Genomic DNA, 21,956 nt, shown 5'->3' with positions numbered 1-21,956 from the left:
CCCGACGACGGACGAACCCGCGGTCCCGATTCTCGAACCACGGTTGGCATAGCGGGCGCCGTGCTGTCCCACACGGAAGGTATCGCTCCGACCGTCGTGAACCGCCTCGGGGTCAAGCCTCCGGGCACTCGCTTGTTCATCTGGAGACTGTTTATAAGGAGGTCAGGGCGACGAAACCGGGCGTCGTTCGATCGCGCCACGGAGGGGCGCGAAACGCCGCTCGGCTGCTAGTCGGACTCCGCAATGGTACGGTCGCGGCCGATCGCGCCTGCGAGCGCCAACAGGTAGCCCAGTCCGTACTGGACGTCCGGATCACGTAATCCGCGAAGCAGGCCGACGGCCCCGACCTGCTCGGGCGATTCACGCTCCGCTTCGCCGACGCTCTCTAGCAGCGTTTCGATGCCGTCGCGAGTATCGTCGTCGGACGCCGTCTGTGCGACCTCGCCGAGCGCGGCGCCGGTGCCGGCCAGCGACGCGATCATCTCGTCGTCGAGCGCCGCTGTCGCCAGCGAGCCGACCTCCGCGAGTTCGGTAAGCTCGTCGAGCGTGCCGCTCCGCTGGAGGACGAGTAGGGTGTCGAGCGCGTCCCGAAGATCGTCCCCGTTCTCCCCGACCGTCTCGGCCAGCGCCACGGTCTCGTCGGTCGCCAACCCGTCCGCAGACTCCGCCAGCGTCGACCCCGTCGCCGAGAGCTCCCGGACCATCTCGTCGTCGAGCGCGTTCTCGCCGAGCGAGAGCACGTCCAGTAGCTCGTTGACGGCGTCGAGGTGCTGGACGAACTCGGCGACGGCCTCCGGGTTCTCCGCGATTGCCGCTTCGAGGTCGGTCGGCTCGGAGGATTCCGTCTCGGACATGGTCAGAGCAACCCTCGCGCGGTGAGCCAGTAGGACTCGTTGTACGCCAGCTTCGACCAGTGGAGCTTCTCCGAGGGGGGCGCGGGCGACGGCGGGGTCTCGTAGTCGAACTCGACGAACGAGGCCGCGTCCATCCCGGTCTCGATGAAGCACAGCGTCTTCCCGTCGTAGGTCGCGGTCGCCGGCCGGCCGCGGATCTCGCTCGCGAGGCGCCGACCGACGACGCCGGCCTGATAGTGCGCGACGCTGCCGGCGTTCGGGACGCCGGTGTTAGCGGTGTCGCCGAGCGCGTAGACGCTCTCGGCGGCCTCGGCCTCCAAGGTGTGCTTGTCGACGTCGACCCAGCCGTCGTCGCCGAGTCCCGCGTCCTCGATCAGGTCGACGCCGCCGTGGGGCGGGATCGACACGAGGAGGTCGTAGTCGAGCTCGGTCCCCTCCATCGACGTGATCGTCTCCGCGTCGGGATCGACCGACTCGGCGTTGAAGAACGTCTCCACGTTGATGTCCCGTTCGTCCATGATAGGGCGGGCCCACTCGGCGATGTGGGGGTTCCCGTGGACGCGCTGGATCGGATACGTGTAGGTGACCTCGACGTCCTCGCGCAGGCCGCGCTCGCGGAACCAGTCGTCGGCCATGAAGACGAACTCCAGCGGCGCTGCCGGACACATATGGGGAGTCCCGATGACGCTCAACACGATCTCGCCCTCGGTGAACGACAGCAGCTCATCGCGCAGGGCGGTCGCGCCCGACTCGCTGTAGTAGTCGTGGCCGCCCGCCGCGAGGCCGGGGATCTGGTCGGGCTCCAGCGTCGATCCGGTCGCCAGCACGAGGCGGTCGTACTCCATCGACTGTCCGCTACCGCCGAACCGGAGCCGCTGGGACTCGGTGTCGATCCCGGACACGCGATCGATCCGGAGGTCGATCGCGTCGTCGACGAGCTCGTCGAGCGCGCGCCGGCCGTCGTCCGGTTCGCGCTGGCCGAACGGCACGTACAGCCAGACCGGCTTGTAGACGTGATCGGGGTCGTCGTTGATCAGTGTGACCTCGACGTCGCCCGCGTCGAGTTCGGGTTCGAGCCGGTCAGCGAGGTCGTTCGCGAGGACCGTTCCGCCGGTCCCGCCGCCGACGATGACGACGTGCTCAGTCATGCTTTCTCCACGTAGAACGCGTTGTGGTCGTCGAGCTCCTCGACCCCGAGCAGTTCGTTGCCGGCCTCCTCTGCCCACTCGGGAACGTCGGTGAGTGACTGATCGGTGTCACTCAGGAGCCGGATCACGTCCCCCGACTCAGCGCTCCGAACGTTTCCGATGAGGTCCATCAGCGGACCGGGACACGCTGCTCCCCGGGCATCAACGGTGGCGTCCGGTTCGATGTCAGTCATAGATGTCTCACAGGCGGTGATTAGGGCCGTCTCGTATTAGTATTGTATAAGAGTTCCAAGATAGTGAAAATGTGTCGTCGAGCGGTCGGTGGGCGGAAATCGGGGAATCGCACGAGAGCGCCCTTCCACCGGCCGACCACCGGCGCGACGTGGTACGGCGGTAGATCGAACGCCGCCACGGGACGGTCAACACGGCACCCCGCCGGTTCACATCCACTATCGGTCGATCCGGGACTGCCACATCGCCGGGAGCCGGGCGTAGACGATCGCGTTGTCGACGAGCACGTCGACCGGGACGTACTCGTCGGGCGCGTGGACAGTGTCGGTCCCCAGCGCGAACTCGACGGTCGGGACGCCCGCGTTCCGGAGTTTCTTGGCGTCGCCGCCGCCCGTGGCACTCCGTCTGAAGACGCGCTCTCCCGTGGTGTCCTCCGCTGTCGACGCGACAGCTTCGACGAGTGGACCGTCGGGATCCTCGGCGGTGCCGACGCTCCAGGCGACGTCGGTGATCGTGACGCCTTCGCAGTCGGCGACGCAGTCCCGAATCCCCGCGAGCACGTCTGGCGTGTGGACCCCCGCCGTCAGTCGCACGTCGACCTCGGCGCGCGCAGACTGCGGGACGGTGTTTATCGCGTCACCGCCCTCGAAAACGCCGAGATTGATTGAAGGGTACCAGAACAGGTCTCGAGCGGTGGCTTCACCCATCGAGGGGGCGTAGTAGTCGATCGACTCCTCGACGATCGGTATCACGTCGGCGTCGATCTCGAGTCGCCGGGTGCCGAACCGTTCCCGCATCGTCTCGACGGCGTCGTAGAGTCGGTCGATGGCGTTGACGCCGAGTACCGGCCGAGAACCGTGGGCCCCTTTACCGCTGGCTTCGAGCGTCAGCCAGATGCTCCCTCGGTCCGCGACGGTGACGGAGTGGCGACCTTCCTCACAGGTCGGCTCGCCGATCACGCACGCGTCCGCGTCGAGCGTCCCGGCGTCGAGCAGCGCCGGGAGCCCCGCGTCACCGCCGACCTCCTCGTCGCTCACGAAGGCGAATCGGAGGTCGACGGGCGGCTCCGTGTCGGTCGCGGCGAAGGCCCGGATCGCGAACAGCATCGACGCCACGGCCCCTTTCATGTCGGTCGCGCCCCGGCCGTAGACGCGGTCGTCGGCGCGTTCGCCGAGCGGGTCGCGGGCCCACGCGTCGGCGTCGAAGGGCACCGTATCGAGGTGACCGTTGTACAGCAGCGTGTGGTCGGACCCGCCCGGGACCCGAACGAGGAGGTTCGGCTTCGCCGGATCGACCGCGAACCGGCCGGTGTCGACCGGGAGCGGGTCGAGGAACTGCTCGATCTCGGAGACGATCTCGCGCGTGTCGCCGGGCGGGTTGGACGTGTCAACCGCGAGGAGGTCGAGGGTGAGCGCGACCAGTTCCTCGCGGTGGGCTTGCAGGTATTCGTGGGGTGTGATATCGTTCATGAGCGGTCGAGTTCCAGTCGCGGTTCGAACCCTCTGGGTCGGTCGTGAGCCACCGGCGGTCCGAAAGGCGGCTGCTCGCCCCCAGCGGCCGGTCAGCCAGCGGGCAGTCGGATCACGCGTGCTCCTCGATCACGGAGCGGAGTTGGGCCTCGTCCTGCATTCCGACGAGTCGCTCGGCCGGCTGGCCGTCAGCGAACAGGACGAGCGTCGGGACACCCCGAACGCCGTAGTCGGAGGCGAGCCGCTGGTTCGCGTCGACGTCGACCTTCGCCACGGTCGCGTCGGTATCGGCCGCGATCGCTTCGACGATCGGTTCGAGCATCTGGCACGGGCCACACCAATCGGCGTAGAAGTCGACTAGCACGGGGTCGTACTCGGCGACCGTTTCGGAGAGCTCGGCGTCGCCGTCGACGTGAACCGGCTCGGACGGACTCTGCGAGGCGGGTTCCTCGGCACCGCCCGTCTCGGCACGGTTTCGAAGCTCCGCCAATTTCTGTCGTCGGATCCCCTCGATGTCTTCGGTCATTAGTTCCCCGTTCGAACCGCATCGACATATGTGTTTTGCACAAAACACACAATATCAACTATAGTGTCACGCGTAGCCAGACAGCAGTACTCGCCGTGGCCGCAGTTCACACAGCCGTAAGGAGGAGCCTCACGACTGAACTCGTGGATTACTGACCACTGAAGTGGTCACTATATCGGAACAGGGTAGAAGCGAAGATCTAAGCTGTTCCCAGAAGCCGCGCTCTCGCCGGCGCGGACCCGAAGAGATTTTGTTCTGTAGGCCCAAGACAGTACACGAATGACGCTCCCCATCGACCCGAGTCAGATCGACCCTGCGGATATCGGTGAAGAACAGGCGACCCTCGAGATGAGCCACCAAGACGCCATCGAACACGTCCGCGAGGTGTTCACGGACGCCGGCTTCGGCGTCCCCGTGGAGTTCTCGCCCTCCGAGATGCTCAACGAGAAGGTCGACGCGGGCCGCGCCCCCTACTACGTGCTCGGCGCGTGCAATCCCGAGGTCGCCGACCGCGCGCTGGACGCGACCGACAACAAACTCGGTGCGCTCATGGCCTGTAACGTCGTTATCTGGGAAGAGGAGCCCGGTAAGCAGGTCGTCTACCACGTCTCCATCATGCGCATCGCGCGCCTCGTCGGGATGGCGCCCGACAACGAGGAGATGGCGGACATCGTCGCCGACACCGGCGAACTCGTCGACGAGGCGTTCGCGAACCTCTGAGATCACCCCCGCGCTTCAGCGCGGCGAGCGCGTCGGGCTGCGGACCGCCCGGCCCGGCGTACAGGGCGGTCGACGAACCGGACCGAACACAGAAGACCATTATCAGTTGCGTGCGAACCGGAGGGTATGACCGGTGACGTTGGTGGCCGTCCGGGCTCGCCACTGCGCCCAGACACGCAGCCCATCGAGATCCTTCACGTCGACGACGACCCGGGCTTCGTCGACCTCGTCGCGACGTTCCTCGAGCGCGAACACGACGCCTTTACCGTTCGCACCGAAACCGACCCCCGTGACGCACTCGCGGTCCTCGAGGCGGAGGACTGCTCCGTAGACTGCGTCGTGAGCGATTACGACATGCCGGGGTTGGACGGGTTGACCGTCTTGGAACGAGTACGGGACGCACATACCGATCTCCCGTTTATTCTCTTCACCGGGAAGGGAAGCGAGGAGATCGCCAGCGAGGCGATCACTGCCGGCGTCACCGACTACCTCCAGAAGGCGGGCGGGACGGAACAGTACAGCGTCCTCGCAAATCGGATCCGAAACGCTGTCGGAGGGTACCGGGCCGAAAGATACCTGAACCGCGGGATCGAAGCCATCGAGACCGCTCAAGACGGAATCAGCATTCTCAACGAAGACGGCCGTGTCGAGTACGCGAACGCCGCCTGTGCGGAGATACTCGGATACCCCCGCGAGGAACTCATCGGCCTTCACTGGGAGACGTTCTACCGCGACGACGACGTGGACGACGTCTACGACGAGCTCCTCCCGGAAGCGCGCGACGGCCGCTGGCGGGGGACCACGACGTTCGTCCGAAAGCGCGGCGACGAGCTCGACATCGAACATACGCTCTCGTACACCGCGGACGGCTCGCTCATCTGTACGCTCAGTCCACAGGCGGCCGACGCCGCCGCGTCGAACCTGTCTGTCAAAGAACAAGCGATAGACGAGGCTCCCGTCGGAATTCTCCTGACCGACCCCCATCAGGACGATAACCCGATCATTTACGCGAACGACGAGTTCACTGACCTCACCGGCTACGAGAAACGGGAGATCGTCGGGCGGAACTGTCGGTTCCTTCAAGGCGAGGCGACCGAAGACGAACCGGTCCAGAGGCTTCGGACCGCAATCGACAACCGGGAACCGGTGACCGTCGAACTCCGGAACTACCGGAAGGACGGGACTGAGTTCTGGAACCGCGTCCGCGTCGCACCGCTGTTCGACGACGACGGCGAGGTCGACCTCTTCGTCGGGTTCCAGGACGACGTCACGGATCGCAAACGGTACGAGCAGCAGTTACGGTCCAACAGTGCACGGCTCGAGGCGCTGTTCGAACACTCGCCCGACATGTTCGCGGTCCACGACATCGACGGCGAGATCCGAGACGTCAACCAGCGGTTGTGCGACGAGCTCGGATACACCGAAGCGGAGCTTCTGGGACGGAACGTCTGGGACATCGACCCGACAGCCGATCCCGATCGGGCGTCGTCGTTCTGGGACACGCTCCCACCGAACACCCCGCACCGATTCGAGGGGGAGCTCGAACGAAAGGACGGGTCGACGTTCCCCATCGAGGTTCATCTCATTCGCCTGAACTTGGACGGGGAAGACCGGTTCGTGGCGATGGACCGCGACATCAGCGACCAGAAGCGGCGCGAACGCGATCTCGTCCAGCAGAACGAGCGACTGGACCGGTTCACGAGCGTCGTGAGCCACGACCTGCGGAACCCGCTGCGAGTCGCGGAGGGGCGGCTCGAGTTACTGCGAGAGGACTGCGACAGCGATCACGTCGACGACATCGATCACGCGCTGGACCGCATGGATACGCTGATCGAGGACCTGCTGACGCTCGCCCAGACCGGAGCCGAAGCGATGACGCTCCAGTCCATCCAGCTATCGGACCTCGTCGAGACCAGCTGGGGAGCGCTGTCGACGGCGGACGCGACGGTAACCGTGGAGACCGATCGAACTGTCGAGGCCGACCGCGATCAGCTTCAGCAGCTCCTAACCAACCTCTTTCGGAACGCGGTCGAGCACGGCGGACCAGCCGTAACGGTAACAGTCGGGGACACGGCGGACGGGTTCTACGTCGCCGACGACGGGGTCGGCTTCCCCGAGTCCGCGGGAGAAAGCGTGTTTGACGCCGGGTACACGACGGCCGACGACGGATCCGGATTCGGCCTCAGCATCGTTGAGGAGGTCGCCAGCCGACACGACTGGACGGTCACGGCCGCGAACGGCGCTCGCGGCGGTGCGCGCTTCGACATCTCGATCGAGTGACGGCACAATCGAGCACTCCGATTCAGTGCAGACTCCAGTTCCCTCGGCTCCTCGTCGCGAATTGTTGTGGAGGTCATCGTTATTCGATCGGCATGTGTCGGTTCCGCATCTCACCGCCACAGTCGGGACACTTACCGGGGCTGGTTTCCGAAAGCAGGACGTTTCCGCACTCGAAGCACTCGTAGGCCGATTCCGCGGCCGAATTTTGGGAGGCGTCTCTCATGGTGGTTGAGAGTCCCGGCGGTCTCTCGCAGGGCACTCTACCAAAACGAAGTGGCCGTATGAGGGAGTATGTAGTAGTTGAGTATGAACGCAAGTAGTGTGCAGTAGGGTTTATCATTCAATCCACGGATAACGGAGAGCCGGACAATCATCCGCCGGTGGTAAGACGTACGAACCGGCCGTTACGTTCAGTTGAGAGACCGAGTGACGACGGGCGAATGATCGTCGATTAGGGCCGTGAACAGCTTCCGCTGTGCAGTTCGAATATGCTGATAGAAGGCCTGCGGAGAGATGTCCAGCGAGTCGGCCACATCCTCTCCCGTCGCCTCTCGCGGGGACTCGAAGAACCCGCTGTAGTACGCCGTCTCCAGAACCTCCAGCTGTCTGACGGTCAGCTGGTCAAGCACTGACGCGTAAAGCCCGTGTTCGGACGCCTGTTCCCGCGTTTGCTTTGACGTGAGCTTGACATCGCTGAACCGCTCGCTAACGAATTGGGTGACGTGCCTGACTTCGACGCCCTGAGCGACATCGATGACCAATTCGGTGTTCGATTCTGCGGCGGTTGCAGTTTGAAGGACGGCACCGTGGTCAGCAAGTTCCGTCGCGAGGAACGGTTCAGATAATCGGAGCCGTACCACGCCTCCGGAGTCACCGCCACGGATCCGCTGTACATCCTCAACGATCCGGAGGCCAGCCGCCGCGTCGACGACGTCGTCAAGTGGTACATCCCCGACAGTGACGAAGACGTAGTTGCCGCTGACGGTCTGTTGGACGCCGCCTTCGTAAGTGAGCGTACAGTCGGCGGCCTTCGCTAATTGCGTCAGCACGAATGACGGATTGGTAGCCGTGTATTCGACCCGGGTCATCGAGGTGGTGAGCAGTGCTCGCTTGCGCTCACTCGCGCTGATGGCGGCGGCGATCGTCTCTCCCAGTTCCGCGAACACAGACTGGATGGTCTCACCGAAGGCATCCGGCGTGGTCGCGTACACCGTCAGGACGCCGTACGAGATGTCGTTGTACACCAGCGGGATGCTCAACACGGAAAGCAGATCGCGTGAAATTGCGTCCTTGCGCCACGAGGCTGCGCGGAGATCGGCCGCAACGTTCGAGACGAGCGTCATCGCTCCAGATGCCGCGGTCCGACCGGCGGGCTCAACGTCCGCAGCGGCCACGGGGAACGACTGCGTATCGAGATAGCCCCGATCAGTGCCGGCCCACGCCTGCGGTGTCACTGTCTCGCTCGGCTCATCGAGCGTGCCGATCCAAGCGAATTGGAAGCGGCCGTCGGCCGTGAGGCGGTCACAGACGGTGTGATCGATCTCCTCGCGGGTCTCGGACTGTACGAGCGCCTGATCGATCTCACGGATGGTCTCGTTGATCTGATTGAGCGCGGTAAGCCGGTCGTTCTGTCGCTGAAGTTCACGGTCCTGTTCGCGAAGCCGCGACTCGCGGTCAACGCGGTCGAGCGCCGCCTCTGCGGTTGCCGCGAGAAGGTCGGCAAGCTCCCGCGTGACGTCGTCAAACACGCCGACCTCTGTCGAGCCGACGACGAACACACCGTGATTGCCGAGCGGGATGTATGCCGCACTTCGAAGGTCAGTCGCGAAGTTCGCAAGACGGTCAGCGTCGTGGACGTCCGCGAAAAAGCGCGCTTCGTTTTCGACGAAACTGTGGCTGACGAGGTCGTTCCCGTCCGCGTGAACGGCAGGCAGTGGACCGTGGGCGTTCCGCATCGCCTGCGAGTGGACGGCCGACTGGAGATGATTCTCGTCGGCGTCGAAGAGGTAGACGGCACTGGCCTCGAGACCCAGAACGTCCGAGGTGTCGTCGACGACGTGCTGGGCGATCTCCTGGTGGGTTTCCGCGTAGAGGAAGTCTCGGGCGGTCTCCTGCAGAGAGGCCAGCGACTGTTCGCGCTGCTTTCGCTTCGTCACGTCTCGACAGCTGTACAGCAGCGTCCCGTCCTGAATAGCGACTTCGCGAACGTTCACCAACAGCGTGTGTTCGCGGCCGGCCTTGTCCGTGGCCGTCGTCTCGATATTCTTTAAGACTCCCTCGTCGGCGAGCCTCTCGCGGTCGAAGAGGTCATCGCCGAGCAGGGCGTCGATCGTTCCGAGCTCCCGGATCTCGTCGGCCGTGTACCCGAAAATGAAGTGGGCGTTCGGGCAGACGTACGTGTATTCTCCGTCCTCGTCCGTGATGAGGACGGTATCGGTCATATTGTTGAGCGTGACGCGGTGGAGCTTCTCGGAGCGCCGGAGTTCCCGCTCCAGATCGACGCGATCGGTGATATCGACACTGTCGACAATGATCGAGACGAGGTCTCCGCGTTCGTTGGTGACCGGCTGCACGGAGAGATCCAGAACGCTGGAGTTCGTTGCGGCGTCCTGAATGACGACGGCGTGCCCGAACTCGCCGGCCCCGGCCGCCTCTACAAGCCGACGAATATCCGCTCTCGTCTGGCCGTCGTCTGGCCACCAGGGAAGCGTCCAGAACAGGTCACCGACGACGGTATCAGCGTCCGTGTCCACCATGTCACGGGCGGCTTGGTTGACACGCGTAAGCGTCCCATCGGGAGCCAGTACCCACGTGGCCGATCTGGTCTCGTGGAAGATGGCGTCGAACTGTCGCGCACGCTCGCGCTGTGTGGCTGAGCGCTGAGACCTCCGGAGGGCTCGCTCAGTTCGCCGTAAGGCATCGGTGAGGGTGTCGTCCGACGGGTCAGTGACAGCGAGATAATCGGTGACACCGGCTTCGATGGCCTCGCTGGCGAGTCGTTCGCTGCCGTCTGTCGTGCCCAATATCACCGGCAGGGTGGCCGACGTATCACGGATGCGGCGGACGAGATCGATGCCGGTGGACTCTTCGAGATCGTAGTCCGTAACGACGCAGTCAACGGTCGTCTGTCGAAGCCTCTCTCGGGCTGCCGATACCGTCGAGACGGTGTGGACCGTTGTATCGAACGTCTCCCGGAGCGCACCGGCGTACGACGTTATCCACGGCGTGTCGCCGACGACGACGATGGCGGCCGTGTCGAGAACGCTACTCGTCGTGGAATCCATGTGCGTAGCGGTGGGTGCCAATCACGGAGTTCGGTTCGATGTGCAGTGAGACGACGATACCGGCAGATACTCAATGGACAAACAAAACCTCTACTGTTTAATAATCAACCGGGGGTGTTATTCCGGGTCGCTCTGTCAACGTCAGTGGCAGTGATAGACCAAATCAGATACTCCAACGCCAGAGGGCACGAAGACGAACGATGAAGGCCGACGTACAACCCCGGTCACTCGATATATCGGTTTAATATACAATACAGGAATTAGACTATTTCGGAGATCGGCGCCCTGGTTTTGCATCCAGAACCGGTTCATAAGATCGGTAGACGGCTCGCTGGAAGAGAGGGTCACGTTGTTAACGGGCTCGGTGTGAACGAGATCGTCACCGATATTGGCAGTGTACGCCCCTCCTGCAAAGAGAATGATCTGTCACTCTAGGCAGCGAGAGTGTCCAAACTACGGTCACTTTTCACTACGGACACTTTTCTGTAAATCTGCGCGGAGGATATAATTTAGATCGACGTATACTATAGCAAATTTATAAGAGTTCTAAAACAACTGGCACAGGAGATGGTCAACGATTGACATCCTCCCCGCGCTGAAGCGCGAGGCTTTCTCCTCGATTCTCCGTAATTTACCGCCGCGAGGAGGTCGACGACCACAACGGGTTTAATAGGCTCACGGACGGACCAGCGAGTATGGGGTTCCTCGACGAGGATTACCTGCTCGAATCGGCGTCAGCCCGTCGGCTGTACGACGAGATCAGCGACTTGCCCATCCTCGATCCACACAGCCACGTCGACGTGGCGGCATTGGCGCGAGACGAGGGCTGGAACGACATCTGGGAGGTGGAGGGAGAGACCGATCACTACGTCTGGGAGCTAATGCGGAAGCGGGGTGTGTCGGAACGGAAGATCACGGGCGACGCGACCAATCGCGAGAAGTGGAACGCGCTCGCGTCGGTGTTCCCGGAGTTCGCCGGCAACCCCACCTACGAGTGGGTCCACCTCGATCTGAAGCGCCGCTTCGGGATCGAGAAGCCGATCTCTGCGGCCACCGCCGACGAGATCTGGGAGGAGACGAAGGCGGCGCTCGACGAACCGGCGATGCGCCAGCGACGCCTCCTCCGAGAGATGAACGTCGAAGTCGTCTCCAGCACGGACGATCCGACCTCCGATCTGGAGCACCACCGGACCCTCGCCGACGAGCTCGACGACGTCACCGTGCGTCCGACGTGGCGGCCGGACGCCGCGATGGGTATCGGTGATGCGGGTTGGCGTGAGTACGTCGCGACGCTCGGCGACGCCACCGACACGGACGTGTCCGATTTCGACGGATTTCTCGCCGCCCTCCGAACGAGTCACGAGTACTTCGAGGCCAACGGCTGCGGGGCGAGCGACCACGGACTGAGCGAGATCCGTTCGAGGTCGGTCGACCGGCGACGGGCCGCCGACGTGTACGAGCGCGCCGCTGCCGGCGAAGCGCTGACCGACGGCGACGTCGCCGATTTCGAGGCGTTCGTCCTCGAGCGGATCGGCGAGATGAACCGCGAGACCGACTGGGTGACGCAGCTCCACATCGGCCCGGTCCGCGACTACCGCGACTCGCTGTACGACGAGCTCGGAGCCGACGCCGGCGGTGACATCTCCACGGGCGACCTCGACCTCGCGGACGGTCTGCGGTACTTCCTCAACCGCTTCGACGAGGAGCTGGAGATCGTCCTCTACGTCGTCGACCCGACTCACTACCCGACCGTCGCGACCGTCGCCCGCGCGTTTCCCAACGTCAGCGTGGGCGCGGCGTGGTGGTTCAACGACAGCCCGCACGGGATCCGCTCGCAGCTGGAGTACGTGGGGACCGTCGACCTCCTCGCGAACTACGGCGGCATGGTGAGCGACTCGCGAAAACTCCTGTCGTTCGGCTCCCGCTTCGAGATGTTCCGCCGATCGCTGGCGAACGTGGTCGGAGAGATGGTCGAGCGCGGTCAGATGCCGATGACGGTCGCCGAGGACCGCGTGCGACAGGTGGCGTACGAGCGTCCGGCGGAGCTGTGGGATTTCTAGGTCGCGGACGGCCGTTTGTCGTTTGTTTTACGAGAGACTCGGGAAGTGCTCAGACACCGCTGAACGCGGAGAATCCGCCATCGATGGGGATCGACGCGCCGTGGACGAACTCCGCGCCCGGCGAGACGAGCCACAGGACGGTCGTGGAGAGGTCCTCCGGCCGTCCGAATCGGCCTTGCGGCGTGTGGTCGATGATCGTCTGTCCGCGGGTCGTGTACTCGCCCGTCTCCTCGTCGATGAGCAGGTAGCGGTTCTGTTCGGTGAGGAAGAACCCGGGCGCGATGGCGTTCACGCGGATGTCCGTCGAGTAGTTGTGTGCCATGTGGACCGCGAGCCACTCGGTGAAGTTCGACACCGCGGCCTTCGCGCCGGAGTACGCCGGGATCTTCGTCAACGGCGTGTAGGCGTTCATCGAGGAGACGTTCAGGATACAGCCCGTCCCCTTCTCGATCATGTACTCGCCGAAGACCTGCGAGGCGAGCACGGTGCCGGTGAAGTTGACGTTCAGCACCTGCTGGAACCCCTCCACCGGGAGGTCGAAGAACGAGGTGTCGGGGCCGGTGGTCGCGTCGGCGCTGTTGCCGCCCGCGGCGTTGATCAACACGTCGATCCGACCGTACTCGTCGATCACCGTCTCGGCGGCCGCCTCGAGTTCGGCGCGGTCGAGGACCGACGCCGACACCGTGAGGTGCTCGATCCCCGCCGCCGCGAGCTCTTCTCCTGTCTCGCGCAGCTTCTCTTCGCCGCGTGCGAGGATCACGACGGTCGCGCCGTTCTCCCCGAGCGCGCGCGCCATCTCGGAGCCGAGCACGCCGGAGCCGCCGGTGACGACGCACACCTTGTCGTCGATATCGAAGTCGTTGGGAACGCTCATTGTCTGACTCGTCTCTACCTCGTGGACACGTCGTGATGTATTTTTCGTCCGTTTCGTCGGTTCTCGGACCGGCTCGGAGCGGAAAGCGGTCGGACGGTACTCGCGATCAATCCGCGCTCGTCTCGGGATTGACCGCCGGCTCGCGGCCCTCGCTCCCGCCACGGTTCGCCGTCGTCTGCTCCAAGAGCCCGCGCATGTACCCGACGGCGAAGAGCCGCCCCTTCGTGTGGTATCCGGGGTTAGAGTTGTCTTCGCCCGCCATCGTGGGGACGTGGTCCGGGCGCATCGGCCCGTCGAACCCCACGTCCTCGAACGCCTGCATCGCCGCGAGCATGTCGGTCGGGCCGTCGTCGTGCCACGTCTCGACGAAGTCGTCGGCCTCGCCCTCCACGTCGCGGAAGTGCGCGAAGTTGATCCGGTCGCCGAAGTGCCGGATGGCCTCGGGGACGTCGACGCCCATGGCGGCGAAGTTCCCCTGACAGAACGTCACGCCGTTGTGGTCGCTGTCGACGATGTCGAGGATCCGGTCGTAGGACTCGACGCTGTTGGCGAGCCGCGGGATCCCGCGGACCGAGTCGATCGGCGGGTCCGCCGGATGGAGCCCCAGCTTTACGCCGGCCTCCTCGGCGACGGGGACCACCTCGGTCAGGAAGTGTTCGAGCGCGTCCCAAAGCTGGTCGCGCGTCACGTCGGCGTGGTCGATCTCCGGGCCCCCGGACATCCGTTCGTCCGTGTACCCGGTCGTGTACGCCCCGCCTCGCGTCTCGACGTGGGCCTCGGTCCGAGCCCACCTGACACCGGCCATCCAGTCGTAACACACCACCGGGATCCCGACCGCGCCGCAGTCGCGGAGGAACTGCTTGAACTCCGCGATGTCCTCGTCGCGACCGTCCAAGCCCAAGCGGACGCGGTCCGTGAGCGGCACGGATCCCTCGATGACCGAGAGGTCGATGCCGACCTCCTCGAACCAGTTGGACATCCCCTTGAGTTCGTCGTACGTCCAGTTCGTCTTGTCGTCCCCGATCTCCAGCGGGTGAACGACCGCGCTCGTCACACCCATCTGCCGGGCGAGATGCCACCGGTCGTCCGGCTCCGGGGGTAAGATCAGCGATAGTCGAACCATGTGTCACCAATAATTAGGCACTCGTAGATAAAATTTGCTCTACAGGGTCTTTTCGGCCCGAACGGGTCCGATCGATGATCAGGTCGGGTCGCCGGTACACGGTGGACGGTGATCAGTGATGTCGGACGGCCAAAACGTCTCGATAGCTCCGTGTATCCCGATGTAACGCCGCACATTGTCCGCTAATCTGCGGTGATTGCTGTTCATCAGAGTTGAACAGTTCCGGATCCGATCGGGCAGTTGTGTTACATTATTACGTTTGTAATGGAACGCGCTCAACGACGGACTTCGAGCGAGAGCCCTCACCGAGCGGCACCGATCAGTAGTGTTCGTACTGGAGTTCGATGACGTTCGCGGCGTTGCGGAGGGAGGGGAGGAGCTCCGAGTGGATCCGATCCTCGTCGAACCGGTGTTTCGGGCCGCTGATGGAGATGGCGGAGTTGCCGGCCTGGTTCGCGTCGTCACGTATCGGAACCGCGATCGATTTTACTCCTTTGACCCGCTCTTCGTCCTCGATCGAGTATCCCTGTGTGCGGATCTCGCCGATCTCGTCGAGGAGATCGTCGAGGTCCGTGATCGTGTTCTCCGTCGCACGAGGAAGCCCGAAGCGCTCGACGACATCCCGGATCTCGTCGTCGGTCCGCTGCGAGAGGAGCGCCTTCCCGACTGCAGTCCAGTGCATCTCCGTGAACTCGCCCGTCGGAGCGTTGTCCGAGACGCCCTCGAACGGCTCCGTGCGGTACACGAGCACCCGCTGCCCGTTCTCCTCGTACCCGATCGTTCCGACTTCGCCGGTGGACCGGGACAGGTCGTCGACCTCCGACCGCGCCACTTGAAAGATACTGCGGTTATGGCGGACCCGCCCGCCGAGCTCCAGAAACCGGAGCCCGAGCCGGTACTTCCCGTCCTCCTTGACGACGTACCCGAGGTTTCGAAGGGTCTGAAGGTGAATGTGCACCGTGCTCTTCGGGATATCCAGGTGGTCGGCGAGCTCGGTGACACCGCACTGTTCGAGCTCCTGAATCGATTCGATGATGTTGAACGCGTTTTCCACGGAATCGATCTGTCGTCCCCCGGGAGCGGTGTCGTCGTCGATCATGACCGATCGATCGGTCGGCGGCGACTTAGCGTTGGTTCATTTTTACGGCCCGGACGAATCCAATACTATTGAACCGGAGCGGAGCGTCCGGGCCACCATCGGCGATTCCAGTTTCCGGCGACAGGACCGCCGAAGTGTACGACGAGCGCGCAGGACCGATCGATCGTTCCAGTATTTTTAATACACTCGTAGCCCCAGTTACAGGCGATGCACCTGTTAGCACACCCTCGAGAGACGCGATCGCTCGACGGGACTTGGCAGGCGATCCCAGACCAGTACGAGAACTTCGAGGGATACTTCGAGGACTTCTTCGACGAGGAGGACGACAACCCGGCCGGATTCGCGGTGAAGTCCATCTACGAGCCCGGTGCGTCGGAGGAGAATGACCCCTGTGACTTCAACATCCACGACGGTCGTTCCGTCGCGGTTCCCTCAAGTTTGGGGGAAGAAATCCCCGAGTTCCGTCACTACGAAGGGTGGGTCTGGTACGCGCGCACGTTCGACCGAGACGCCGCCGCCGGCGCTGACCGGACCTTCCTCCGGTTCGGCGCGGTCAACTACAAGACGAAGGTCTGGCTGAACGGCGAGCTCTTGGGCACGCACGAAGGCGGATACACGCCCTTCAGCTTCGAGGCGACCGACGCGCTGGAGGACGGCGAGAACGTGCTCGTCGTCCAGGTCGACAACCAGCGGTACGAGGACGGCATCCCCAACGAGTCGACCGACTGGTTCAACTTCGGCGGGATCAACCGCTCCGTCGACTTGGTCGAGGTCCCGGACGCCTACGTGCGCAACTTCAAGGTCGAGTCCGATCTCGACGACGGGACCGTCGACGTGAGCGTCTCCGCGTGGATCGACGGCGCCGACGGAGACGACCCGTCCGTGTCGGTCGCCTTCCCGGAGCTGGACCGTGAGACAGCGCTCGAACCCGCCGGCGACGGCGAGTTCACCGGAGCGCTTCGGATCCCGGAAGCGGAGGTCTCGCTGTGGAGCACCGAGGATCCCCACCTCTACACGGTCCGCGTGGAGGCCGGCGGGGACGCCGTCGAGGACCGCGTCGGGCTCCGCGATCTGCGTGTCCGCGACGGCGACGTGCTGCTCAACGGCGAGCCCCTCTGGCTGCGCGGCATCGCGCTGCACGAGGAGTCGGCGGGCAAGGGCCGCGCGCTCGACGCGGAGGACATCGAGGAGCGGTTCCGGTGGATCAACGAGCTCGGCTGTAACTACGCCCGACTGGCCCACTACCCGCACACCGAGGAGATGGCTCGGCGGGCCGACGAGGAGGGGATCCTCCTGTGGGAGGAGGTCCCCGCCTACTGGGACATCGACTTCGGCGACGAAGAGGTTCAGGAGCTGTACCGACAGCAGCTCCGAGAGCTCGTGCAGCGCGATTGGAACCGCCCCTCCGTCGCGATGTGGTCCATCGCGAACGAGACGGACCACACCGACGACACCAGAAACGAGGTCCTCCCGGAGATGGCGGAGTACGTCCGGAGCCTCGACGACACGCGGCTCGTGACCGCCGCCTGCTTCGTCGACGAGACCGACGACGGCCTCGAGATCCGCGATCCGCTGCAAGAGCACTTAGACGTCATCGGCATCAACGAGTACCACGGCTGGTACTACGGAGACGCCGACAACATGCAGGCGTTCCAGGAGGACCCCGAGGGCACGCCCGTCGTCATCTCGGAGACGGGCGGCGGCGCCAAGTGGGGCCATCACGGCGACGCGGACGAGCGATGGACCGAAGAGCACCAGGCGGAGATCTACCGCGGGCAGACGAAGGCCGCCGCGGAGAACGACCAGATCGTCGGCTTCTCGCCGTGGATCCTCTTCGACTTCCGCGCCCCGATGCGGCAAAACGAGTTCCAGCGCGGCTACAACCGGAAGGGCGTGGTCGACCAGCACGGCCGGAAGAAGCAGGCCTTCCACGTGCTGCGCGACTTCTACCAGACGCAGCGCTGACGCCGCAGTCGATGTCGGTGGTGTCGCAGTCGCGGGGAGTGCCGTCGCCGACCGTCAATCCCGATCCGGCCGCCACCGCATGCAGACGGGCTCCGAAACCGACAGCGACTCCCCCGTCGGCGACAGGGCGCCGGTCTCGGCGTCGATGTCGAACGCGACGATGTCGTTCGTGTGGCGATTCTCCGCGAACAACCGCTCGCCGTCGGGAGCGATCGCGAAGTGGCGCGGCCACTCCCCTCCGGTCGGCGTCTGGTCGACCCGCTCTATCGTCTCCCCGTCGACGGCGAACGTGACGACGGTGTCGAGGCCGCGGTTCGACCCGTAGACGAACTTCCCGGACGGATGGACGGCGATCTCTGCCGTCTTGTTGTCTCCCGCGAACTCCGGAGGGAGCGTGGAGACAGTCGCTCGTTCGGTCAGCGTCCCGTCAGATTTCCGACGCAGGACGGTCACGGTCGAGTCGAGCTCGTTGATCAGGTACGCCCGATCGCCGTCCGGGGCGAACGAGAGGTGTCGCGGCCCCGCCCCGGGAGCGAGATCGAGCGCGTCGACCCGGGACAGCGAGGCCTCGTCGCGCTCCACCGCGTAGACGTGGACCTGATCGGTACCGAGGTCGGGCACGTACGCGAACCGGTTCTCCGGTCCGAGCGTGATCGAGTGGGGGTGCGGCGCGGTCTGCCGCTCCGGATCGACGCTCGACCCGCGGTGTTCGATCACCTCGGCCGGCGAGTCGACGCCGCCGGCGGCGTCGAGCGGGAGCATGGAGACGGCGCCCCCGGCGTAGTGGGCCACCAGCAGGAATTCACCGGTCTCGTCGACGGAGCAGTAGCAGGGTGCCGCGGCCCCGCTTCGGGCGCTGTCTCGCTCGGTCAGTTCGCCGGTGTCGCGGTCGACCGCGTACGACCGGATGACGCCCTCCTCGCTTTCTCGAACCGCGGCGTAGAGGTGCTCTCCCGACGGATCGAACGTCACGAACGTCGGGTCGGGGCCGGCCGCGACCGCGTCGAGTCGGCGCATCGTTCCCGTGTCGGGATCGACCGCGACGGTGTGGACGCCCTCGTCCGTCGCCGCGCCGTACGTCCCGACGGCGGCTATGCGTTCAGCTGTCGTCATAGTGGTCTGTGTTCGTGGTCATGAGGGGTTCTGTCGTGTCCGTAATTCGTGCTTTCATACGGCGGTGTCCGAGTCGGTCGGCGGCCCGTCCCACTCCTCGCCGTTGTCGTCCGGGTCGTACCCGAGTCGCTCCCGCGCGTTCCGGATCGAGAACCACCGCCGGTCATTGTCGCTGACGCCGTTGAAGACGTCGAACGTCACGCTTCTGTCGACGAGACACCGCTCGACCAGGTGGGCGAAGTCACGGCGGGAGTGCCACGTCGCCTTCGTCCGCGTTACCGAGCGGTCGTAGGCGTCGCTACCGCGCTCGATCTCTCCGTTTTCGACGCGACGTTCGGCCCGCCCGTACGGGTGATCGATCCCGTGGGGAAGGACCGAACAGATCCGGAGCGCGTAGAACCGTCGGGGGTACTCGTACCGCTCGGTATAGTACCGCCCGATATCTTCCCCGAACGACTTCGTCGCCCCGTAACACGAATCGGGACGGACCGGATCGGTCGGGTCGAGCCGCAGATCGTAGTCCGGGTCGTACAGCTCCGGAGCGTGTTCCTCCTCGTACATCCCCATCACGTGGTTCGTCGAGGCGAACACGAAGGTCTCTACCTCCGCGTCGCGGGCGGCCTCGAGCGCGTTGCGCATCCCGACGACGTTCGGCTCGAGCACGTCCTCCCACGCGCCGTCCGTGTAGGGGTACGCCGCGAGGTGCACGACGGCGTCCTGATCGTCGAACGCGGGGCGGATCGCGTCGTAGTCGGCGATGTCCGCGACGTGGGTGTCGAAGCCGCCGTAGCGGTGCTCGGCCGGGCGGTCAGACCGGTTCAAATAGGTGAAGTCGTATCTGGAGTCGCCGTCGAGATGGTCGATGATCGCGGTCCCACATCTGCCGTAGGACCCGGTTACGAGGACATTCATGCGGATGTGTTGATGGCCTTTCGAACGGTCCTCCGAGCGTGTCGACTCACCGTCCCCCGTCGTCGGCACACGCGAGGACGCCGTTCAGATAGGCGACCGCGTGGGCGCGCGACCGGTGGCCCCACTCGGTGTCGCCGACGACATCGGGTACGTGGTCCGGAACCACGACGCCGTCGAAGCCGACCGCGCGGAGCTGCTCGATCGCGACCACGGGATCGAAGTTGCTCTGCTCGTCGTCGAGGAACGTCTCGGTGAACCGCGGCCAGGTGCCGACGACGTCGCGGAAGTGGACGAACACGATGTCGTCGTCCTCGCCGAAGTGCGTGATCACCTCCTCGATGTCCGCGTCCGGCATCTCTGAGAAACACCCCAGACAGAGCTTGAGCCCGTGGTTGTCGCTCGGGACGATCTCCATCGCCCGCCGGAACGCCTCGAAGTTCCGGAACAGGCGCGGGATCCCGCCGAGCTGCTCCACCGTCGGCGGGTCCGCCGGATGGAGCGCCAGCTGTACCCCGGCTTCCTCTGCGACGGGAAGCACCTCTTCGAGGAACGCCTCGTAGTTGTCCCACAGCTCCGCTTCGGTGTACTCGCGCTCCAGGTCGTCGACGGGCTCGTACGGCTCGTCGAGGTCGTCGATGTCGAACTCTCGACCCCGCGCTCCGCCGCGTAGGCGCACGGTCTGAGAGGTCCGCATCGGCACGACCCCGCGGGGGTTCCACTGGTACCCGAGGATCGGGATGTCCGCGCTCCCGAGGTTCCGGATGAGCCGTTTGATCGTGTCGAGCTGGCTCTCTTTCCCCTCTTTGTCGAGCATGATCTTCCCGTAGACGTTGTAGCTCAGCGACTGGATCCCCATCAGCCGAAGCCCGGCGTCCTCCGCGCGCCGGCGAGCCTGGACGAGCTCGGACACGCTCGGAACGACCCCGTCGTCGATGGTGATCGTCTCGTCGTCTCCGCTCCCCTCGTCCTCGAACACGTCGCCGCGCGGGGACCGATGGTCGAGGAACACGTCCTCGACGCCGATCTGCCGGCAGAACGCGAGGCGGTCGTCCGACAGGGTTCGAGTCCGAAGGCCGGTCCTGAGCGGCAGCTGGTCTCCGTCGGTGCTCGGTCGGTTCCGTTTCATCGAATCGTGATCCTGTGACATGGTATCTTGTTCCGTGCTTACGTCGGTATCGTCGTGTCGATCGGTTGGACATCGTCGGTGCGTACTCGGCTCGTCGAAGCGGGTCTCGCTCGATTCGCTGGCCCGTCAGCCGATGAGTCGATCGATGTCGTCGTCGAGGTCGTCGTAGATCGCTTCGGCCCGGTCGGCCGCCTCGGGCGGAAGCGGGCGAATCGGTTCCCGCACGGCTCCGCCGTGCAGCCCGGCGAGTTCGAGTCCCTTCTTGACGGCCGGGACGCTGATCGCTCCCGCGAGCGCGTTGTTCCGCCCCGTTTCGTCTCTGAGTCGCTGGTACGGGAGACAGATGTCCCTGAGCGCGCGGGCGCGCTCCCAGTCGCCCTCGGTGAGCGCGTCGAACAGCTCCCGGCCGACCTCCGGTCGGAAGTTGCTCACGCCGGCGGTGAACCCCTCGACGCCCTCGGCCCAGAAGGACACGGCGTACGGTTCCGCGAGCCCGTTGACCCAGACCACGTCGTCGGCGCCGGCGCGGATCGCCTCGCCCAGCTTCACCGGGTCCTCCAGGGCGTACTTCACCCCGACGACGCCGTCGACGCGGGTGAGGTCCGCGAGGTACTCGGCCGAGGGATCGAACCCGCGCACGTACGGAACGAGGGGCGCGTCCGATCCCGCCGACAGCTCGCGGTAGTACTCCAGTAACCCCCGCTCGTGGAGGTAGGTGTGATCGGGCGGCATGATCATCATCGCGTCGGCACCGATCTCGTCGTACGCCTCGATCAGCTCCAGCGCGTCGGCCGTGCTCCCGCCGACGCCGGCGAGGACGCACGCGTCCGAGGGGAGCGCCTCGACCACCGCCTCGACGCTCTCGATCCGCTCTCGCCGTGAGAGGGAGTGGTACTCGCTGATGTTCGCGGCCGCCAGGAACGTCCGCATCCCTTCGTCGTACAGCGTTCTCGCGTTCTCCCCGAGTTTGTCGTACTCGATCGCTCGCTGCTCGTCGAAGGGCGTGAGCACTCCGACGGCTACGTCTCGCAGTCGCTGTTTGACCTTCTCCGCTGTCATGGCATCATGTCTCACGATACGCCCGTAGCGGTTAAATCCATCGTTGGGCGGTTACAACTGCCGCACTCGGTCGCTGACGGGCGAAAAGCGATCCGGCAGGGGGCCTCGCGATC

General features: G+C 64.9%; 18 protein-coding genes. 4 read left to right on the top strand and 14 right to left on the bottom strand.

Features of this window, described 5'->3' with window-relative positions; all coding sequences use genetic code 11:
• Positions 1-227 precede the first annotated feature (227 nt).
• The 5 genes from C471_RS08795 to trxA form a co-directional block, all read right to left on the bottom strand.
• Positions 228-854, bottom strand: coding sequence for a DUF1641 domain-containing protein (locus C471_RS08795; RefSeq protein WP_004048319.1), 627 nt, complete (start codon positions 852-854; stop codon positions 228-230).
• A gap of 2 nt (positions 855-856) precedes the next feature.
• Positions 857-2,002 (bottom strand): NAD(P)/FAD-dependent oxidoreductase, encoded by a 1,146-nt coding sequence (locus C471_RS08790; protein ID WP_004048317.1) that lies wholly within the window; start codon positions 2,000-2,002, stop codon positions 857-859.
• Positions 1,999-2,235: a sulfurtransferase TusA family protein gene (locus C471_RS08785; protein WP_049909164.1), complete on the bottom strand. Its 237-nt coding sequence runs from the start codon at positions 2,233-2,235 to the stop codon at positions 1,999-2,001. The genes C471_RS08790 and C471_RS08785 overlap by 4 nt, the downstream gene beginning before the upstream one ends.
• A gap of 216 nt (positions 2,236-2,451) precedes the next feature.
• Complete coding sequence (locus C471_RS08780) at positions 2,452-3,702, bottom strand: M20 family metallopeptidase (RefSeq protein ID WP_004048314.1); 1,251 nt, start codon at positions 3,700-3,702, stop codon at positions 2,452-2,454.
• Between the two features lie 112 nt (positions 3,703-3,814).
• Positions 3,815-4,228 carry a thioredoxin gene (gene trxA / locus C471_RS08775; protein ID WP_004048312.1) on the bottom strand — a complete coding sequence of 138 codons (414 nt, stop codon included), beginning with the start codon at positions 4,226-4,228 and terminating at the stop codon, positions 3,815-3,817.
• A gap of 279 nt (positions 4,229-4,507) precedes the next feature.
• On the opposite strand from trxA, the gene C471_RS08770 reads away from it, so the two are divergent.
• Together C471_RS08770 and C471_RS08765 are read left to right on the top strand one after the other, a co-directional pair.
• On the top strand, positions 4,508-4,948 hold the full coding sequence (locus C471_RS08770) for a DUF302 domain-containing protein (RefSeq protein WP_004048310.1): 441 nt from the start codon (positions 4,508-4,510) through the stop codon (positions 4,946-4,948).
• Between the two features lie 126 nt (positions 4,949-5,074).
• Complete coding sequence (locus tag C471_RS08765; protein WP_004048308.1) at positions 5,075-7,228, top strand: PAS domain S-box protein; 2,154 nt, start codon at positions 5,075-5,077, stop codon at positions 7,226-7,228.
• A 79-nt stretch (positions 7,229-7,307) separates the two neighbouring features.
• Here C471_RS08765 and C471_RS16300 read toward each other — a convergent pair whose 3' ends face one another.
• Together C471_RS16300 and C471_RS08760 are read right to left on the bottom strand one after the other, a co-directional pair.
• Complete coding sequence (locus C471_RS16300) at positions 7,308-7,451, bottom strand: rubrerythrin-like domain-containing protein (protein WP_004048306.1); 144 nt, start codon at positions 7,449-7,451, stop codon at positions 7,308-7,310.
• Between the two features lie 187 nt (positions 7,452-7,638).
• Entirely contained in the window at positions 7,639-10,512 is a 2,874-nt protein-coding gene (locus tag C471_RS08760) for a bacterio-opsin activator domain-containing protein (protein ID WP_004048304.1), read from the bottom strand.
• A gap of 695 nt (positions 10,513-11,207) precedes the next feature.
• Between C471_RS08760 and uxaC the strand changes: the two genes are divergently transcribed.
• Entirely contained in the window at positions 11,208-12,572 is a 1,365-nt protein-coding gene (gene uxaC, locus C471_RS08755) for a glucuronate isomerase (RefSeq protein WP_004048303.1), read from the top strand.
• A 49-nt stretch (positions 12,573-12,621) separates the two neighbouring features.
• On the opposite strand, the gene C471_RS08750 is transcribed toward uxaC, so the two are convergent.
• The 3 genes from C471_RS08750 to C471_RS08740 all read right to left on the bottom strand — a co-directional run bounded on the left by C471_RS08750 (position 12,622) and on the right by C471_RS08740 (position 15,668).
• Positions 12,622-13,446, bottom strand: coding sequence for an SDR family oxidoreductase (locus tag C471_RS08750; protein WP_004048302.1), 825 nt, complete (start codon positions 13,444-13,446; stop codon positions 12,622-12,624).
• Positions 13,447-13,552: 106 nt separating this feature from the next.
• Complete coding sequence (locus C471_RS08745; RefSeq protein WP_080505556.1) at positions 13,553-14,569, bottom strand: mannonate dehydratase; 1,017 nt, start codon at positions 14,567-14,569, stop codon at positions 13,553-13,555.
• Positions 14,570-14,888: 319 nt separating this feature from the next.
• Positions 14,889-15,668, bottom strand: a complete 780-nt coding sequence (locus tag C471_RS08740; RefSeq protein ID WP_004048300.1) for an IclR family transcriptional regulator — start codon at positions 15,666-15,668, stop codon at positions 14,889-14,891.
• A gap of 207 nt (positions 15,669-15,875) precedes the next feature.
• On the opposite strand from C471_RS08740, the gene C471_RS08735 reads away from it, so the two are divergent.
• On the top strand, positions 15,876-17,633 hold the full coding sequence (locus C471_RS08735) for a glycoside hydrolase family 2 protein (RefSeq protein WP_004048299.1): 1,758 nt from the start codon (positions 15,876-15,878) through the stop codon (positions 17,631-17,633).
• 54 nt (positions 17,634-17,687) lie between these two features.
• On the opposite strand, the gene C471_RS08730 is transcribed toward C471_RS08735, so the two are convergent.
• The 4 genes from C471_RS08730 to C471_RS08715 all read right to left on the bottom strand — a co-directional run bounded on the left by C471_RS08730 (position 17,688) and on the right by C471_RS08715 (position 21,843).
• Entirely contained in the window at positions 17,688-18,746 is a 1,059-nt protein-coding gene (locus tag C471_RS08730) for a lactonase family protein (RefSeq protein ID WP_004048298.1), read from the bottom strand.
• A 54-nt stretch (positions 18,747-18,800) separates the two neighbouring features.
• Positions 18,801-19,658, bottom strand: a complete 858-nt coding sequence (locus C471_RS08725; protein ID WP_004048297.1) for an NAD-dependent epimerase/dehydratase family protein — start codon at positions 19,656-19,658, stop codon at positions 18,801-18,803.
• 46 nt (positions 19,659-19,704) lie between these two features.
• Positions 19,705-20,784 carry a mannonate dehydratase gene (locus tag C471_RS08720; RefSeq protein ID WP_049909180.1) on the bottom strand — a complete coding sequence of 360 codons (1,080 nt, stop codon included), beginning with the start codon at positions 20,782-20,784 and terminating at the stop codon, positions 19,705-19,707.
• 126 nt (positions 20,785-20,910) lie between these two features.
• On the bottom strand, positions 20,911-21,843 hold the full coding sequence (locus tag C471_RS08715) for a dihydrodipicolinate synthase family protein (RefSeq protein WP_004048295.1): 933 nt from the start codon (positions 21,841-21,843) through the stop codon (positions 20,911-20,913).
• Between the last annotated feature and the right edge of the window lie 113 nt (positions 21,844-21,956).

The organism is Halorubrum saccharovorum DSM 1137 (assembly GCF_000337915.1).
Lineage (GTDB): Archaea > Halobacteriota > Halobacteria > Halobacteriales > Haloferacaceae > Halorubrum > Halorubrum saccharovorum.
The sequence above is the reverse complement of the archived record's forward strand: the minus strand, read 5'-3'. Positions and strand labels throughout refer to the sequence as shown.

Excerpts from the sequence above, each read along its gene's own strand:
- C471_RS08795 (WP_004048319.1), bottom strand. The coding sequence starts at position 854 with ATGTCCGAGACGGAATCCTCCGAGCCGACCGACCTCGAAGCGGCAATC.
- C471_RS08790 (WP_004048317.1), bottom strand. The coding sequence starts at position 2,002 with ATGACTGAGCACGTCGTCATCGTCGGCGGCGGGACCGGCGGAACGGTC.
- C471_RS08785 (WP_049909164.1), bottom strand. The coding sequence starts at position 2,235 with ATGACTGACATCGAACCGGACGCCACCGTTGATGCCCGGGGAGCAGCG.
- C471_RS08780 (WP_004048314.1), bottom strand. The coding sequence starts at position 3,702 with ATGAACGATATCACACCCCACGAATACCTGCAAGCCCACCGCGAGGAA.
- trxA (WP_004048312.1), bottom strand. The coding sequence starts at position 4,228 with ATGACCGAAGACATCGAGGGGATCCGACGACAGAAATTGGCGGAGCTT.
- C471_RS08770 (WP_004048310.1), top strand. The coding sequence starts at position 4,508 with ATGACGCTCCCCATCGACCCGAGTCAGATCGACCCTGCGGATATCGGT.
- C471_RS08765 (WP_004048308.1), top strand. The coding sequence starts at position 5,075 with ATGACCGGTGACGTTGGTGGCCGTCCGGGCTCGCCACTGCGCCCAGAC.
- C471_RS16300 (WP_004048306.1), bottom strand. The coding sequence starts at position 7,451 with ATGAGAGACGCCTCCCAAAATTCGGCCGCGGAATCGGCCTACGAGTGC.
- C471_RS08760 (WP_004048304.1), bottom strand. The coding sequence starts at position 10,512 with ATGGATTCCACGACGAGTAGCGTTCTCGACACGGCCGCCATCGTCGTC.
- uxaC (WP_004048303.1), top strand. The coding sequence starts at position 11,208 with ATGGGGTTCCTCGACGAGGATTACCTGCTCGAATCGGCGTCAGCCCGT.
- C471_RS08750 (WP_004048302.1), bottom strand. The coding sequence starts at position 13,446 with ATGAGCGTTCCCAACGACTTCGATATCGACGACAAGGTGTGCGTCGTC.
- C471_RS08745 (WP_080505556.1), bottom strand. The coding sequence starts at position 14,569 with ATGGTTCGACTATCGCTGATCTTACCCCCGGAGCCGGACGACCGGTGG.
- C471_RS08740 (WP_004048300.1), bottom strand. The coding sequence starts at position 15,668 with ATGATCGACGACGACACCGCTCCCGGGGGACGACAGATCGATTCCGTG.
- C471_RS08735 (WP_004048299.1), top strand. The coding sequence starts at position 15,876 with ATGCACCTGTTAGCACACCCTCGAGAGACGCGATCGCTCGACGGGACT.
- C471_RS08730 (WP_004048298.1), bottom strand. The coding sequence starts at position 18,746 with ATGACGACAGCTGAACGCATAGCCGCCGTCGGGACGTACGGCGCGGCG.
- C471_RS08725 (WP_004048297.1), bottom strand. The coding sequence starts at position 19,658 with ATGAATGTCCTCGTAACCGGGTCCTACGGCAGATGTGGGACCGCGATC.
- C471_RS08720 (WP_049909180.1), bottom strand. The coding sequence starts at position 20,784 with ATGAAACGGAACCGACCGAGCACCGACGGAGACCAGCTGCCGCTCAGG.
- C471_RS08715 (WP_004048295.1), bottom strand. The coding sequence starts at position 21,843 with ATGACAGCGGAGAAGGTCAAACAGCGACTGCGAGACGTAGCCGTCGGA.